Annotated in this window: 14 protein-coding genes; 6 read left to right on the top strand and 8 right to left on the bottom strand. The window is 59.7% G+C overall.

Annotated elements, in window-relative coordinates; all coding sequences use genetic code 11:
• Positions 1 to 77: 77 nt before the first annotated feature.
• Complete coding sequence (locus tag ACW9HW_RS24905; protein ID WP_095196268.1) at positions 78 to 485, bottom strand: flagellar basal body-associated protein FliL; 408 nt, start codon at positions 483 to 485, stop codon at positions 78 to 80.
• 150 nt (positions 486 to 635) lie between these two features.
• On the opposite strand from ACW9HW_RS24905, the gene ACW9HW_RS24900 reads away from it, so the two are divergent.
• On the top strand, positions 636 to 1,613 hold the full coding sequence (locus ACW9HW_RS24900; RefSeq protein WP_095196267.1) for an NADPH:quinone oxidoreductase family protein: 978 nt from the start codon (positions 636 to 638) through the stop codon (positions 1,611 to 1,613).
• A 54-nt stretch (positions 1,614 to 1,667) separates the two neighbouring features.
• Here the strand turns inward: ACW9HW_RS24900 and ACW9HW_RS24895 are convergent, their stop codons facing one another.
• Positions 1,668 to 2,285, bottom strand: a complete 618-nt coding sequence (locus ACW9HW_RS24895) for an energy transducer TonB (protein WP_095196266.1) — start codon at positions 2,283 to 2,285, stop codon at positions 1,668 to 1,670.
• Positions 2,286 to 2,614: 329 nt separating this feature from the next.
• On the opposite strand from ACW9HW_RS24895, the gene glpT reads away from it, so the two are divergent.
• Positions 2,615 to 3,964, top strand: coding sequence for a glycerol-3-phosphate transporter (gene glpT / locus ACW9HW_RS24890; RefSeq protein WP_095196265.1), 1,350 nt, complete (start codon positions 2,615 to 2,617; stop codon positions 3,962 to 3,964).
• Here the strand turns inward: glpT and ACW9HW_RS24885 are convergent.
• The 6 genes from ACW9HW_RS24885 to ACW9HW_RS24860 all read right to left on the bottom strand — a co-directional run bounded on the left by ACW9HW_RS24885 (position 3,940) and on the right by ACW9HW_RS24860 (position 10,171).
• Positions 3,940 to 4,608 carry a gamma-glutamylcyclotransferase gene (locus ACW9HW_RS24885; RefSeq protein WP_095196264.1) on the bottom strand — a complete coding sequence of 223 codons (669 nt, stop codon included), beginning with the start codon at positions 4,606 to 4,608 and terminating at the stop codon, positions 3,940 to 3,942. The genes glpT and ACW9HW_RS24885 overlap by 25 nt on opposite strands.
• A gap of 319 nt (positions 4,609 to 4,927) precedes the next feature.
• Positions 4,928 to 5,896: a CDP-6-deoxy-delta-3,4-glucoseen reductase gene (locus tag ACW9HW_RS24880; protein ID WP_095196263.1), complete on the bottom strand. Its 969-nt coding sequence runs from the start codon at positions 5,894 to 5,896 to the stop codon at positions 4,928 to 4,930.
• Positions 5,896 to 7,362, bottom strand: a complete 1,467-nt coding sequence (ubiD, locus tag ACW9HW_RS24875; RefSeq protein WP_095196262.1) for a 4-hydroxy-3-polyprenylbenzoate decarboxylase — start codon at positions 7,360 to 7,362, stop codon at positions 5,896 to 5,898. Before ubiD ends, ACW9HW_RS24880 begins: the two co-directional genes overlap by 1 nt.
• A 142-nt stretch (positions 7,363 to 7,504) precedes the next feature.
• On the bottom strand, positions 7,505 to 8,764 hold the full coding sequence (rho, locus tag ACW9HW_RS24870; protein ID WP_003206716.1) for a transcription termination factor Rho: 1,260 nt from the start codon (positions 8,762 to 8,764) through the stop codon (positions 7,505 to 7,507).
• 248 nt (positions 8,765 to 9,012) lie between these two features.
• Positions 9,013 to 9,342, bottom strand: a complete 330-nt coding sequence (gene trxA / locus ACW9HW_RS24865) for a thioredoxin TrxA (RefSeq protein WP_003206727.1) — start codon at positions 9,340 to 9,342, stop codon at positions 9,013 to 9,015.
• A gap of 121 nt (positions 9,343 to 9,463) precedes the next feature.
• A complete protein-coding gene (locus tag ACW9HW_RS24860) occupies positions 9,464 to 10,171 on the bottom strand; it encodes a FadR/GntR family transcriptional regulator (RefSeq protein ID WP_095196261.1) in 708 nt (235 codons plus the stop codon).
• A 256-nt stretch (positions 10,172 to 10,427) separates the two neighbouring features.
• On the opposite strand from ACW9HW_RS24860, the gene ACW9HW_RS24855 reads away from it, so the two are divergent.
• From ACW9HW_RS24855 to ACW9HW_RS24840, 4 genes are read left to right on the top strand one after another with little or no spacing between them, the layout of a single operon-like run.
• Positions 10,428 to 11,213 (top strand): transporter substrate-binding domain-containing protein, encoded by a 786-nt coding sequence (locus tag ACW9HW_RS24855; protein WP_095196260.1) that lies wholly within the window; start codon positions 10,428 to 10,430, stop codon positions 11,211 to 11,213.
• Between the two features lie 22 nt (positions 11,214 to 11,235).
• Positions 11,236 to 11,904 carry an amino acid ABC transporter permease gene (locus ACW9HW_RS24850; protein WP_095196259.1) on the top strand — a complete coding sequence of 223 codons (669 nt, stop codon included), beginning with the start codon at positions 11,236 to 11,238 and terminating at the stop codon, positions 11,902 to 11,904.
• Positions 11,901 to 12,551 (top strand): amino acid ABC transporter permease, encoded by a 651-nt coding sequence (locus tag ACW9HW_RS24845; protein WP_095196258.1) that lies wholly within the window; start codon positions 11,901 to 11,903, stop codon positions 12,549 to 12,551. The genes ACW9HW_RS24850 and ACW9HW_RS24845 overlap by 4 nt, the downstream gene beginning before the upstream one ends.
• Positions 12,538 to 13,275, top strand: coding sequence for an amino acid ABC transporter ATP-binding protein (locus ACW9HW_RS24840; protein WP_095196257.1), 738 nt, complete (start codon positions 12,538 to 12,540; stop codon positions 13,273 to 13,275). The genes ACW9HW_RS24845 and ACW9HW_RS24840 overlap by 14 nt, the downstream gene beginning before the upstream one ends.
• The last annotated feature ends 85 nt before the right edge of the window (positions 13,276 to 13,360 follow it).

Genomic DNA, 13,360 nt, shown 5'->3' with positions numbered 1-13,360 from the left:
CTCGCTCTCACAGGGTTATCGATTCAAATGTGGGAGCGAGCCTGCTCGCGAAGAGCCCCGCCCGGACAGCGAACGACTTACTGGATGATGAGGTTGTTGAACAACAGATCCTCAACCACCGGTTTCCCGGTCTCATCATTCATGACCTGCTGGGTCTGCTTCAGTGCTTCCTGACGCAACTTTTCCTTGGCCTCGACGTTGTTCATCGTCTCGGTGGTCTGCTGGGCAAACAGCGCCACCAGCTGATTACGAATCAACGGCTCGTTGGCCTTGACCGCCTTGGTCGCCTCGTCGCCCGTCACACGCAACGCCACGTCGGCCTTGTAGACCTTGAGTTTTGGCGTGCCGTCCAATCCGTAGTTACCCACGAACGGCGGGCTCAGGGTGATGTAATTGACCTTCGGCGCCGCACCTTCTTTGGCTTCTTCGGCCACCGCTGCCACAGGCAGGGACAGGGCCAGCATCAACATGATCCACGCTTTCACAATTCACTCCTTATCCGGTTTGCGGCCTAGCATAACGACCCGTCGTTCAAGCACAAGCTTATGGCTGACTATCAGGGCGGGGCATGCTCGTTGACCCGTTGACTCACACACCTACACTTATCGGCCATCACTCCCAAAGGAATAGCCCTGATGAAAGCCGTGCTGTGCAAAGCCTTCGGCCCTGCCGAATCGCTGGTGCTGGAAGACGTCGCCAGTCCTGTCGCGAAGAAGAACGAAATCCTGCTGGACGTGCACGCCGCCGGGGTGAATTTCCCGGACACGCTGATCATCGAGGGCAAGTACCAGTTCAAACCGCCCTTCCCGTTTTCCCCGGGCGGCGAAGCGGCCGGCGTGGTCAGCGCAGTGGGCGAAAAAGTCAGCCACCTGAAAGTCGGCGACCGGGTCATGGCCCTGACGGGCTGGGGCAGCTTTGCCGAACAGGTCGCAGTGCCGGGCTACAACGTGCTGCCGATCCCGCCGTCCATGGACTTCAATACCGCCGCCGCCTTCAGCATGACCTACGGCACCTCGATGCACGCGCTCAAGCAGCGCGGCAACCTGCAACCCGGTGAAACCCTGCTGGTACTCGGCGCCTCGGGCGGTGTCGGCCTTGCAGCAGTGGAAATCGGCAAGGCCATGGGCGCCCGGGTGATCGCCGCCGCCAGCAGCGCCGAAAAACTGGCCGTGGCCAAGGCTGCCGGTGCCGATGAACTGATCAACTACAGCGAAACCAGCCTCAAGGATGAAATCAAGCGTCTGACCGATGGCCAGGGCGCCGACGTGATCTACGATCCGGTGGGCGGCGACCTGTTCGACCAGGCCATCCGCGCTATCGCCTGGAACGGCCGCCTGCTGGTGGTCGGCTTCGCCAGCGGTCGCATTCCCGAACTCCCGGTCAACCTCGCCCTGCTTAAAGGCGCAGCCGTACTCGGTGTGTTCTGGGGCTCGTTTGCCCAGCGTCAGCCACAGGACAACGCGGCGAACTTCCAGCAATTGTTTGGCTGGTTTGCCGAAGGCAAATTGAAGCCGCTGGTGTCGCAGGTGTATCCGCTGAGTGATGCCGCACAAGCCATCAATGATCTTGGCCAGCGCAAGGCGGTCGGTAAGGTGGTGGTGCAGGTTCGCTGACGACTCCCCAAAATCGGTCTGGACAGCCGCTGACACTGTCCAGACCGGACAACACTAAAGCAACTTGCGAATCTCCTCCGGCAAAAACCTCACATATCTGGAAACCGGGCTGTTCAGGCATTGCCTGACAATGATCGGGACTTTCCTGTTCATCCTGGCTATCAGCGCCAGGCGCCGCTCATTAGGCAACGTTGTCGTAGAAAAGGCGTTCGATAGATAGGCACGGGTGTAGTGGAACGCAGGGGTATCAGCCCAGGCGTGTTCCGGGGTGTTAACGGTGATTTCGTTGAGTTCGCGGCATTTCAACGCCTTGAGCCATTCATTGAGGTGAAGTGGCAGCGCTGAGTCGAACCCGAAGATCATCGGCGCAATCACTTCCTGCTCGGCTGGCTTGTCCCCCTCGATCGTCCAGGGCTTGAACCGCCACTGACCTACCGCAACCCGGGTCGCCTCGGCAAGATCAGGGTGGTCGCTTTGCAAAATGCTCACTTTGCTGACTGAACCATCGGCATGGACCACGAACCTGACCCGGACATTGCCGATGATCCCGGCCCGTTGCAGCGCTGGCGGGTAAATCGGCTTGGGGTTGTGCTCCGGTATCAGAAACACCTCGCCCGCTCTGCTTTCAACAGACAACACCAACAACAGCACCACACAAACCACCCACCGCATAACGCCTCCCCTTCGCACCTGAATTGCCAGACCTGGCAGCAGGACAAAGGGTAAAGATCGAAGGCTTTGGGCTGAAGGTCATGGCTTCCGGTAGCCATGCAGGACATTTCCCAAACACCTGCCCTACTCCGGAAGAATCAGGCGTCTCATTGCGGCACCAGGTAACCCTTCCTACACCGTCTTTCATTTATGTCTGAGCGACATGTTCATAAAGGAACGCTCGACTTCCAACATTTCCGCTATTTGGTCGATGAGACCCAGTGCTATTTTCGGTAACGAAACTGTAATATTCGCATCCGCAGTCAAAACAAGAAAACTGGAGCTTTTGAATGTTTGCTTTCTTTCGTCCTGCCGCACATCAGGCTCCACTGCCTGAAGAAAAAATAGACAGCACCTACCGACGCCTGCGCTGGCAGATCTTCGCCGGTATCTTCATCGGTTACGCCGGTTATTACCTGCTGCGCAAAAACTTCTCCCTGGCCATGCCTTACCTGATCGAAGAGGGTTACACCCGCGGTGAGCTGGGCGTGGCGTTGTCGGCGATTGCCATTGCCTACGGCTTGTCCAAGTTCCTGATGGGCATTGTTTCCGACCGTTCCAACCCGCGCTTCTTCCTGCCGTTCGGCCTGATGGTCTCGGCTGCAGTAATGTTCATTTTCGGTTTTACGCATTGGGCGACGTCCAGCGTGACCATCATGTTCGTCCTGCTGTTCATCAATGGCTGGGCGCAAGGCATGGGCTGGCCGCCGAGTGGGCGGACCATGGTGCACTGGTGGTCGCAGAAGGAACGCGGCGGCGTGGTGTCGCTGTGGAACGTGGCACACAACGTTGGCGGCGGCTTGATCGGCCCGCTGTTCCTGATCGGCATGGGCCTGTTCAACGACTGGCACGCGGCGTTCTACGTGCCGGCGGCGGTGGCCATGGCGGTGGCGGTGTTTGCCTTCATCACCATGCGCGACACCCCGCAATCGGTCGGCCTGCCGCCGATCGAGAAGTACAAGAATGACTACCCGGAAGGCTACGACGCCAGCCACGAAGAAGAATTCAGCGCCAAGGAAATCTTCGTCAAATACGTGCTGCGCAACAAAATGCTCTGGTACATCGCCCTGGCCAACGTCTTTGTCTACCTTTTGCGCTATGGCGTACTGGACTGGGCACCGACCTACCTCAAGGAAGCCAAGGGCTTCACCGTGGACAAGACGTCGTGGGCGTACTTCTTCTACGAGTGGGCCGGTATTCCGGGCACGCTGCTGTGCGGCTGGATGTCGGACAAGATCTTCCGTGGCAACCGTGGCCTGACCGGCATGGTGTTCATGGCACTGGTGACCGTGGCGACGCTGGTGTACTGGCTCAACCCGGCCGGCAACCCGACGGTCGACATGATCGCGCTGGTTTCCATCGGCTTCCTGATCTATGGCCCGGTGATGCTGATCGGCCTGCAAGCGCTGGAACTGGCACCGAAGAAAGCCGCCGGTACGGCTGCCGGCTTCACCGGTCTGTTCGGATACCTGGGTGGTTCGGTCGCAGCCAGTGCAGCGATGGGCTACACCGTGGACCATTTCGGCTGGGACGGCGGTTTCGTTCTGTTGATCGGTGCCTGCCTGCTGGCAATGGCTTTCCTTGCACCAACGCTGTGGCACAAGCAAGTCGCCAGTCAGAGCCGCGAAGCGATCGCCTGATCAACCTTTGATTTGCAGCGCTTGAGCCGCGCCTCCAGATTTCGGTCTGGCATGGCGTGGCTTCGCAGGGCGTGGGCGGTCTGCTCGACATAATCGCGAGTGGTGCCGTAACGCCCGCAAGCGTTTTCGAACACGTGACTCAACACGTGATCCGGCAAGTTGCCTGCGTAGCTGGGCAGATGCCGCTCCAGAACAAATCCCAAGGCCTGAACCTGATTGCCGTCTTCAAGCCGGCAGTTGAGCCAGTGCGGGCGGTAGGATGGAAAAGGCATCTCGCGCTTCCACAGTGCATACAACGAAGCGTCCAGTTGTTCTTCCGGCAAGCGATAGGCGAATCCGCTGCAAGAGCCGCCGCGATCCAGGCCGAACACCAGCCCGGGCATTTCCGGGGTGCCGCGATGTTCGTGGGACCACAGGTACAAACCGCGATGGTAGCCATGCACACGCCCGCGCACTCGCTCGACCGCTGTGCACTCCGGGCGCCAGATCAGCGATCCGTAAGCGAATAGCCACACCGGCCCGCCCTTGTGGCGCGCCATGGTCGATTGCATCGAGCTGAGCAATTGTTCATGGGTGAGCTGCGGCCCCAGGTCGAGCCGCGGCGGGTAAGCCAGGTTCAAAATCGAAGATTCAATGGCGCTCATGGCGAATAGCGTTCAGCTCCCCGCGAACAAACAATTACTAAATAGAACGCACCGCTGTAGCTATAAGGCACATATGTATTCAAGTAATTGAAGCGCATTGGCGCAACTCTTAATTAATCACTTGAACCAGATATAACCTACCGACATTTATAAGTTTTTATAAATACCGATGGGCTATATAGAGGGTTATAAACCCTGTAGGAGCGAGCTCTGCTCGCGATGGACTCAAGAACACCGCGGACAGCCAGATGCCCCGCGCAATCGTGACGACCATCGCGAGCAGAGCTCGCTCCTACAGGGATGGCGTCGGGATCTGGGATCAAGAGCGCGGCGCATACGCAAACACGTCGGCGCGCATCTGGTGCGCATCCATCCCCGCCTCGACCAGCGCATCCAGCGTGCCGTAGACCATCGCCGGCGAACCACTGGCATACACGTGCAAGGCCTTGAGGTCGGGAAAGTCTTCGCATACCGCTTCATGCAACATGCCGCAACGCCCCTGCCAACCGCAGTGATCGCTGACGACTTTGTGCAGGAACAGATTAGGCAGCTTCAGCCACTCATCCCAATGTTCGACTTCGTAGAAGTCTTCTGGACGACGCACGCCCCAATACAGATGAACCGGGTGCTTGAAGCCGGTCGCGCGGCAATGTTCGATCAGGCCATGAATCTGGCCCATGCCGGTGCCCGCGGCGATCAACACCAATGGACCGTCCGGCAACTCGGCCAGGTGTGCATCACCGAACGGCATGTCGATTCGCACCAGCGAGTCGCGCTGCAGCTGTTTGATCAAGCTTTGTGCACTGGCCTCGCGCGCCAGCACGTGGATTTCCAGATCACGCCCGCCCGAAGGCGCCGAGGCCAGGGAAAAGGACGACTTTTCGCCGTTTTCCCGGTGGATCATCAGGTACTGCCCGGCGTGGTAGCGCGGCGGCTTGCCGGCTGGCGCCCGCAGCCGCACCCGCCAGGTATCACCACCGACCTCGGTGCAACTGGTGACCTGACACGACAGACTGCGCACCGGCAATTCTCCCAGCGCGAGCACGCCATCCCACAGCACGATGCAGTCTTCCAGCGGCTCTGCTATGCAAGTGTAGAACTCGCCATGGTCACGCACATGCCCGGCCTGTTCGACACTGCCTTCGACCAGCAGCGCCGCGCACACGTGGCAATTGCCGTTGCGACAGCTTTGCGGGCATTCATAGCCCAGACGCCGTGCGCCATCGAGAATCCGCTCGCCGGGCAAGATATCCAGCACTGCTCCGGAGGGCTGCAAGGTTACACGCATCAATCTATTCCTAACTGATTCCAGATGGCATCGATCCGCTGGGTCACGGCGTCGTCCTTGACGATCACCCGACCCCATTCACGCGTGGTTTCGCCTGGCCACTTATGCGTGGCATCGAGGCCCATCTTCGAACCCAGGCCGGAGACCGGCGAGGCGAAGTCGAGGTAGTCGATCGGCGTGTTCTCGATCATCACCGTGTCGCGCTTGGGGTCCATACGCGTGGTGATGGCCCAGATCACATCGTTCCAGTCCCGCGCGTTGATATCGTCGTCAGTGACGATAACGAACTTGGTGTACATGAACTGTCGCAAAAACGACCAGACACCAAGCATTACCCGCTTGGCATGCCCCGGATACGACTTCTTCATGGTCACGACGGCCATGCGGTACGAACAGCCTTCGGGCGGCAGGTAGAAGTCGGTGATTTCCGGAAACTGCTTCTGCAGGATAGGCACGAACACTTCGTTGAGCGCCACGCCGAGAATCGCCGGCTCATCCGGTGGTCGCCCCGTATAGGTGCTGTGATAAATCGGCTTGATGCGATGGGTAATGCGCTCGACCGTGAACACCGGGAAGCTGTCGACTTCGTTGTAGTAACCGGTGTGGTCGCCGTACGGCCCCTCATCGGCCATCTCGCCCGGATGGATCACACCTTCAAGGATGATTTCGGCGGTGGCCGGCACTTGCAGGTCGTTGCCGCGACACTTCACCAGTTCGGTGCGGTTACCACGCAGCAGACCGGCGAAGGCGTATTCGGAGAGGCTGTCCGGCACCGGCGTGACGGCGCCAAGAATGGTCGCGGGATCGGCACCCAGCGCCACGGAGACCGGGAACGGCTGGCCGGGGTGCTTCTCGCACCACTCGCGGTAATCCAGCGCGCCGCCACGATGGCTCAGCCAGCGCATGATGACTTTGTTGCGGCCAATCACCTGCTGCCGGTAGATACCGAGGTTCTGCCGGTCTTTGTTCGGACCCTTGGTGACGGTCAGACCCCAGGTGATCAGCGGTGCGACGTCGCCCGGCCAGCAGGTCTGCACCGGCAACTTCGCCAGATCGACGTCGTCGCCTTCGATGACCACTTCCTGACAGATCGCGTCTTTGACGACTTTAGGCGCCATCGAGATGATCTTGCGGAAGATCGGCAGCTTGGACCAGGCGTCTTTAAGGCCTTTCGGCGGCTCGGGCTCCTTGAGGAACGCCAGCAATTTGCCGATCTCGCGCAGCTCGCTGACCGCTTCGGCGCCCATGCCCAATGCAACGCGCTCGGGGGTACCGAACAGGTTGCCGAGCACGGGGATATCAAAACCGGTGGGTTTTTCGAAAAGCAGGGCCGGACCCTTGGCGCGCAAGGTGCGATCGCAGACCTCGGTCATTTCGAGTACTGGGGACACCGGAACCTGGATGCGCTTGAGTTCACCGCGCTTTTCCAGCCCGCTGATAAAGTCGCGCAAGTCGCGATACTGCATGCGTGAGCCTCGTGTTGGCCGTGGCGTTCGGGGGCAGGCAGTTTAGCGCCGAACCCCTCGGTTCAGAACAACGAACTGCCAGATCATCAAAATTCAGATAGCAAAAAGCCGGGTTTCCCCGGCTTCTGGCTGGACTATCGACTTACTTGCGCTTCATCGACAGGAAGAACTCATCGTTGGTCTTGGTCGTTTTCAGCTTGTCGACCAGGAATTCGATGGCCGCGACTTCGTCCATCGGGTGCAGCAGCTTGCGCAGGATCCACATGCGCTGCAACTCGTCGTCGGCAGTCAGCAACTCTTCACGGCGGGTGCCGGAACGGTTGATGTTGATGGCCGGGAAGACGCGTTTTTCAGCGATGCGGCGATCCAGAGGCAGCTCCATGTTGCCGGTGCCTTTGAATTCCTCGTAGATCACTTCGTCCATCTTCGAGCCGGTTTCAACCAGCGCGGTGGCGATGATGGTCAGCGAGCCGCCTTCTTCGATGTTCCGCGCGGCGCCGAAGAAACGCTTCGGTTTTTCCAGGGCGTGGGCATCGACACCACCGGTCAGTACCTTGCCGGAGCTCGGGATCACGGTGTTGTAGGCACGGGCCAGACGGGTGATGGAGTCGAGCAGGATCACCACGTCCTTCTTGTGTTCGACCAGGCGCTTGGCCTTCTCGATCACCATTTCGGCAACCTGCACGTGGCGGGTTGGCGGCTCGTCGAACGTCGAGGCAACCACTTCGCCGCGCACGGTGCGCTGCATTTCGGTTACTTCTTCCGGACGCTCGTCGATCAGCAGCACGATCAGATGAACTTCAGGGTTGTTACGCGCGATGTTCGCGGCGATGTTCTGCAGCATGATCGTCTTGCCCGCTTTCGGCGGTGCAACGATCAGACCGCGCTGGCCTTTGCCGATCGGGGCGCACAGGTCGATCACGCGACCGGTCAAGTCTTCGGTGGAACCGTTGCCGGCTTCCATCTTCATGCGCACGGTCGGGAACAGCGGGGTCAGGTTCTCGAAGAGAATCTTGTTTTTCGCGTTTTCCGGACGGTCGAAGTTGATCGTGTCGACCTTGAGCAGCGCGAAATAACGCTCGCCTTCCTTTGGAGGGCGGATCTTGCCAACGATGGTGTCACCGGTGCGCAAGTTGAAGCGGCGGATCTGGCTCGGCGAGACGTAGATATCGTCCGGGCCGGCGAGATAGGAAGCGTCAGCGGAGCGCAGGAAGCCGAAGCCGTCCTGGAGAATCTCCAGCACGCCATCACCGGAGATTTCCTCGCCGCTTTTCGCGTGCTTCTTGAGCAGGGAGAAAATCACGTCCTGCTTGCGCGAACGGGCCATATTTTCTATGCCCATCTGTTCGGCCAATTCGAGCAGTTCGGTAATCGGCTTTTGCTTGAGTTCAGTCAGATTCATATAGGAATGACGTAATCATTTATGGAGGGGGGAAATTAAGCTTTTGGCTTAATGAGGCCGCGCCGCGGAGAAGGCGACAGGATCGCGTACTTATTCGAAAAGGAGAGCGTCGGCGACGGCTAGCAGGGGGCAATGGAGAAACCAGTGCGGGGCCGAATGTATCACCTGAGTTTCGGAGCGTCTAGCCCTCAATAACGAAAAGGCCCCGCTATTTGCGGGGCCTTTTCGATGACAGGTTACAACGACGCTTAGATGTTGGCGTCGAGGAAAGCCGCCAGTTGCGACTTCGACAGTGCGCCGACCTTGGTCGCTTCAACGTTGCCGTTCTTGAACAGCATCAGGGTCGGGATACCACGCACGCCATGCTTGGCCGGGGTTTCCTGGTTTTCGTCGATGTTCAGTTTGGCAACGGTCAGCTTGCCTTTGTAGGTCTCGGCAATTTCGTCCAGAACAGGAGCGATCATTTTGCAAGGGCCGCACCACTCAGCCCAGTAGTCGACCAGTACAGCGCCTTCAGCCTTGAGTACGTCGGCCTCGAAGCTAGCGTCGCTAACGTGTTTGATAAGATCGCTGCTCATGGAATTCTCCAGGGTTGTAAGCAAAAAAACGTGGCCCATCATAGCTGCCCTTCCCGTGTTCAGGAAGCCGCAGTTGATTGAGTCTCGCTATGGTGGTCCATGAGTTTGGGTATAGCCCGGGTCACGCCGTGGCGGGAGCGACGAAGGCGATTCCGGTGCGCAGCGCCGCGTTGCGTACGTGTTCGTGCATGGCCTTCTGCGCAGCGCCAGAGGCCCGGCGAGCCAGCGCGCGAAGGATTTTGCGGTGTTCCTGCCACGTTTCCATGGCCCTTTCGGCCCGGATGAACGGTAGCTTCTGGCTTTCCAGGAAGATGTCGGCGCTGGCGGTCAGGATACTCAACATCGCCTGATTGCCGCTGGCCAGCAGAATGCGCCGGTGGAATTCGAAGTCCAGGCGCGCCGCGGCTTCGAAGTCGCCAGCCTTCAGTTCGCCACGCATGGCGGCGACATTGTCTTCCAGCGCATCGAGCTCATCGGTACTCAACGTCACGGCGGCCAACCCCGCGGCAAACCCCTCCAGCGCGTAGCGCAACTGGAAAATATCCAATGGCGACGCCTGCGCCGCGAAAGGCCAACCGGGTGTCGCCTCGCCTCGCGGCAGATCCACCGGCGACTGCACGAATACACCTTTGCCCGGCTGGATGCTGATGACGCCCAGCGCACTGAGCGACGACAATGCCTCGCGCAACGACGCCCGACTGACCCCCAATTGCAGCGCCAGGTCCCGTTGCGAGGGCAAGGCATCGCCCGGGCCGAAGCCTTGCTCGGTGATCAGTTTGCGGATGGCTTGCAGCGCCACTTCAGGTACGGCGCGGGAGATCGAGTTCATGGTTTTCCAGACGAGCCAGGCCAATGTGCGGTCAGTTGTAAAGCTATTCGCGGCGTCCGGCAAGTCGTGCCCCATGGGGGTTCGGCCCTTGCTGCCGATGCGCTATCGAAGTGCGAAATCCTACTTGACTGTTCAGACCAGTAAGACCGAACAAACCCTTTGAAACCGGGGCCTGCCGAGCTCTTTCCCACAGATTGGCATGGCCCGTGCTCTGTCGAATCGCAGAAATCACTCCTCGCCGATTCGGAGATTTGCCATGACCCAGCGTTACAGCGCCCTCCTCGCTGCCCTGTTTGCCAGCCTGATGCTGATCCAGGCACCCGCCCACGCCGACGGCCTGGAGGATGTGGTCAAACGCGGCGTCCTCAAGGTCGCCGTGCCTCAGGACTTCCCGCCCTTCGGCTCGGTCGGTCCGGACATGAAGCCCCGTGGCCTGGACATCGACACCGCGAAACTGCTGGCCGACCAGCTCAAGGTCAAACTCGAACTGACCCCGGTCAACAGCACCAACCGCATCCCGTTCCTCACCACCGGTAAGGTCGACCTGGTGATTTCCAGCCTGGGCAAGAACCCCGAGCGGGAAAAAGTCATCGATTTCTCCCGGGCCTACGCACCGTTCTACCTCGCCGTGTTCGGCCCACCAGACGCCAACGTAAAAAGCCTGGACGACCTCAAGGGCAAAACCATCAGCGTCACTCGCGGCGCCATCGAAGACATCGAGCTGACCAAGGTCGCCCCCGAGGGCGTAACCATCAAGCGCTTCGAAGACAACAACTCGACCATCGCCGCCTACCTGGCCGGCCAGGTTGATCTGATCGCCAGCGGCAACGTGGTGATGGTCGCGATCAGCGAAAAGAGCCCCAAACGCGTGCCGGCGCTGAAAGTGAAGCTCAAGGATTCACCGGTCTACGTGGGCGTGAACAAGAACGAGCCGGCGTTGCTGGACAAGGTCAACCAGATCCTCGTCAGCGCCAAAAGCGATGGCGCGCTGGAGAAAAATGCCCTGACCTGGTTGAAAGAACCGCTGCCGGCCGACCTTTGATTCGGCGCGCAGGAGACACGCTATGGCTTATCAGTTCGATTTCTTGCCCGTGGTGCACAACACCGACCTGCTGTTGCGCGGAGCGCTGTTCACCCTTGAGCTGACGGCCATCGGCGCAGTGCTGGGGGTGGGCCTGGGCATCGTCGGGGCGCTGGTGCGGGCGTGGAACATTCGCCCGTTCGCCGGAGTTTTCGCGGTGTACGTGGAATTGATCCGCAACACACCGTTTCTGGTGCAGTTGTTTTTCATCTTCTTCGGCCTGCCTTCCCTGGGCGTGCAGATCTCCGAATGGCAGGCAGCGGTGCTGGCAATGGTGATCAACCTGGGGGCTTATTCCACAGAAATCATCCGCGCCGGCATTCAGGCGATCCCCCGAGGCCAACTGGAAGCCGCCGCGGCCTTGGCGATGACGCGCTTCGAAGCCTTCCGCCATGTGGTGCTGCTGCCCGCGCTGAGCAAGGTCTGGCCGGCCCTGAGCAGCCAGATCATCATCGTCATGCTCGGCTCGGCGGTGTGTTCGCAGATCGCCACCGAAGAGCTGAGCTTCGCCGCCAACTTCATTCAATCGCGCAACTTCCGCGCCTTTGAAACCTACGCCCTGACCACGTTGCTCTACCTGTGCATGGCGCTGCTTATCCGTCAATTGCTGAACTGGATCGGCCAGCGCTTCATAGCGAGGAGCAGCCGATGAGCGATTTCACTTTCTGGGACATCGTGCGCAATTTGCTCACGGGCTTGCAATGGACGCTGGCGCTGTCGTTGGTGGCATTCATTGGCGGCGGGCTGATCGGTTTGCTGATCATGGTCATGCGCATCTCGAAAAAATCCCTGCCACGCAGCTTCGCGCGCACTTACATCGAACTGTTCCAGGGCACGCCGTTGTTGATGCAGCTGTTCCTGGTGTTCTTTGGCGTGGCGCTGGCCGGGTTGGAAATTTCGCCGTGGATGGCGGCGGCGATCGCGTTGACGCTGTTCACCAGCGCTTATCTGGCGGAGATCTGGCGCGGTTGCGTCGAGTCGATCCCTAACGGCCAGTGGGAAGCCTCGTCGAGCCTGGCGCTGAACCCGTTGGAACAACTGCGCTACGTGATCCTGCCGCAGGCCTTGCGTATCGCGGTGGCGCCGACCGTAGGATTCTCGGTGCAAGTGGTCAAAGGCACCGCCGTGACCTCGATCATCGGTTTCACCGAATTGACCAAGACCGGCGGGATGCTCGCCAACGCGACGTTCGAACCCTTCATGGTCTACGGCCTCGTGGCCCTCGGTTACTTCCTGCTCTGTTATCCCCTGTCCCTCAGTGCGCGCTACCTGGAAAGGAGACTGCATGCCTCTGCTTAGAATTTCCGCCCTGCATAAATACTACGGCGATCACCATGTGCTCAAAGGCATCGACCTGAGCGTCGAGGAAGGCCAGGTGGTAGCGATCATCGGACGCAGCGGCTCGGGCAAGTCGACCTTGCTGCGCACGCTCAACGGCCTGGAATCGATCAACGACGGCGTCATCGAGGTCGACGGCGAATACCTCGACGCCGCCCGCGCCGACCTGCGCAGCCTGCGACAGAAAGTCGGGATGGTGTTCCAGCAGTTCAATCTGTTCCCGCACCTGACAGTGGGCGAGAACGTGATGCTCGCGCCACAAGTGGTGCAGAAAGTCCCGAAAGCCCAGGCCGCCGAACGGGCACGGCAGATGCTGGAGCGGGTTGGCCTGGGTGAGAAGTTCGATGCCTTCCCCGACCGACTGTCCGGTGGACAGCAACAGCGCGTGGCGATTGCCCGGGCCCTGGCAATGTCGCCGAAGGTGTTGCTGTGCGATGAAATCACCTCGGCCCTGGACCCGGAACTGGTCAACGAAGTGCTAAGCGTGGTTCGGCAACTGGCCAAGGAAGGCATGACATTGATCATGGTCACCCACGAAATGCGCTTTGCCCGGGAGGTTGGGGATAAGTTGGTGTTCATGCATCAAGGGCTGGTGCATGAGGTCGGGGATCCGAAAGTGTTGTTTGCCAACCCGCAGACGGCGGAGCTGGCGAACTTCATTGGAACGGTTGAGGCGACAACCTGAAAGAATTCAAGTGTCTGTGATATCCCCTTCGCGAGCAGGCTCGCTCCCACAGGATTGATGAGGTCCTTGTGGGAGCGAGCCTGCT

The sequence above is a fragment of the Pseudomonas sp. SDO5532_S415 genome, assembly GCF_054071155.1.
The sequence above is the reverse complement of the archived record's forward strand: the minus strand, read 5'-3'. Positions and strand labels throughout refer to the sequence as shown.

Bases quoted from the DNA above. Each gene is read 5' to 3' on its own strand.
- rho (WP_003206716.1), bottom strand. From the start codon at position 8,764: ATGAATCTGACTGAACTCAAGCAAAAGCCGATTACCGAACTGCTCGAA.
- ACW9HW_RS24900 (WP_095196267.1), top strand. From the start codon at position 636: ATGAAAGCCGTGCTGTGCAAAGCCTTCGGCCCTGCCGAATCGCTGGTG.
- glpT (WP_095196265.1), top strand. From the start codon at position 2,615: ATGTTTGCTTTCTTTCGTCCTGCCGCACATCAGGCTCCACTGCCTGAA.
- trxA (WP_003206727.1), bottom strand. From the start codon at position 9,342: ATGAGCAGCGATCTTATCAAACACGTTAGCGACGCTAGCTTCGAGGCC.
- ACW9HW_RS24850 (WP_095196259.1), top strand. From the start codon at position 11,236: ATGGCTTATCAGTTCGATTTCTTGCCCGTGGTGCACAACACCGACCTG.
- ACW9HW_RS24880 (WP_095196263.1), bottom strand. From the start codon at position 5,896: ATGCGTGTAACCTTGCAGCCCTCCGGAGCAGTGCTGGATATCTTGCCC.
- ubiD (WP_095196262.1), bottom strand. From the start codon at position 7,362: ATGCAGTATCGCGACTTGCGCGACTTTATCAGCGGGCTGGAAAAGCGC.
- ACW9HW_RS24840 (WP_095196257.1), top strand. From the start codon at position 12,538: ATGCCTCTGCTTAGAATTTCCGCCCTGCATAAATACTACGGCGATCAC.
- ACW9HW_RS24855 (WP_095196260.1), top strand. From the start codon at position 10,428: ATGACCCAGCGTTACAGCGCCCTCCTCGCTGCCCTGTTTGCCAGCCTG.
- ACW9HW_RS24885 (WP_095196264.1), bottom strand. From the start codon at position 4,608: ATGAGCGCCATTGAATCTTCGATTTTGAACCTGGCTTACCCGCCGCGG.
- ACW9HW_RS24860 (WP_095196261.1), bottom strand. From the start codon at position 10,171: ATGAACTCGATCTCCCGCGCCGTACCTGAAGTGGCGCTGCAAGCCATC.
- ACW9HW_RS24845 (WP_095196258.1), top strand. From the start codon at position 11,901: ATGAGCGATTTCACTTTCTGGGACATCGTGCGCAATTTGCTCACGGGC.
- ACW9HW_RS24895 (WP_095196266.1), bottom strand. From the start codon at position 2,285: ATGCGGTGGGTGGTTTGTGTGGTGCTGTTGTTGGTGTTGTCTGTTGAA.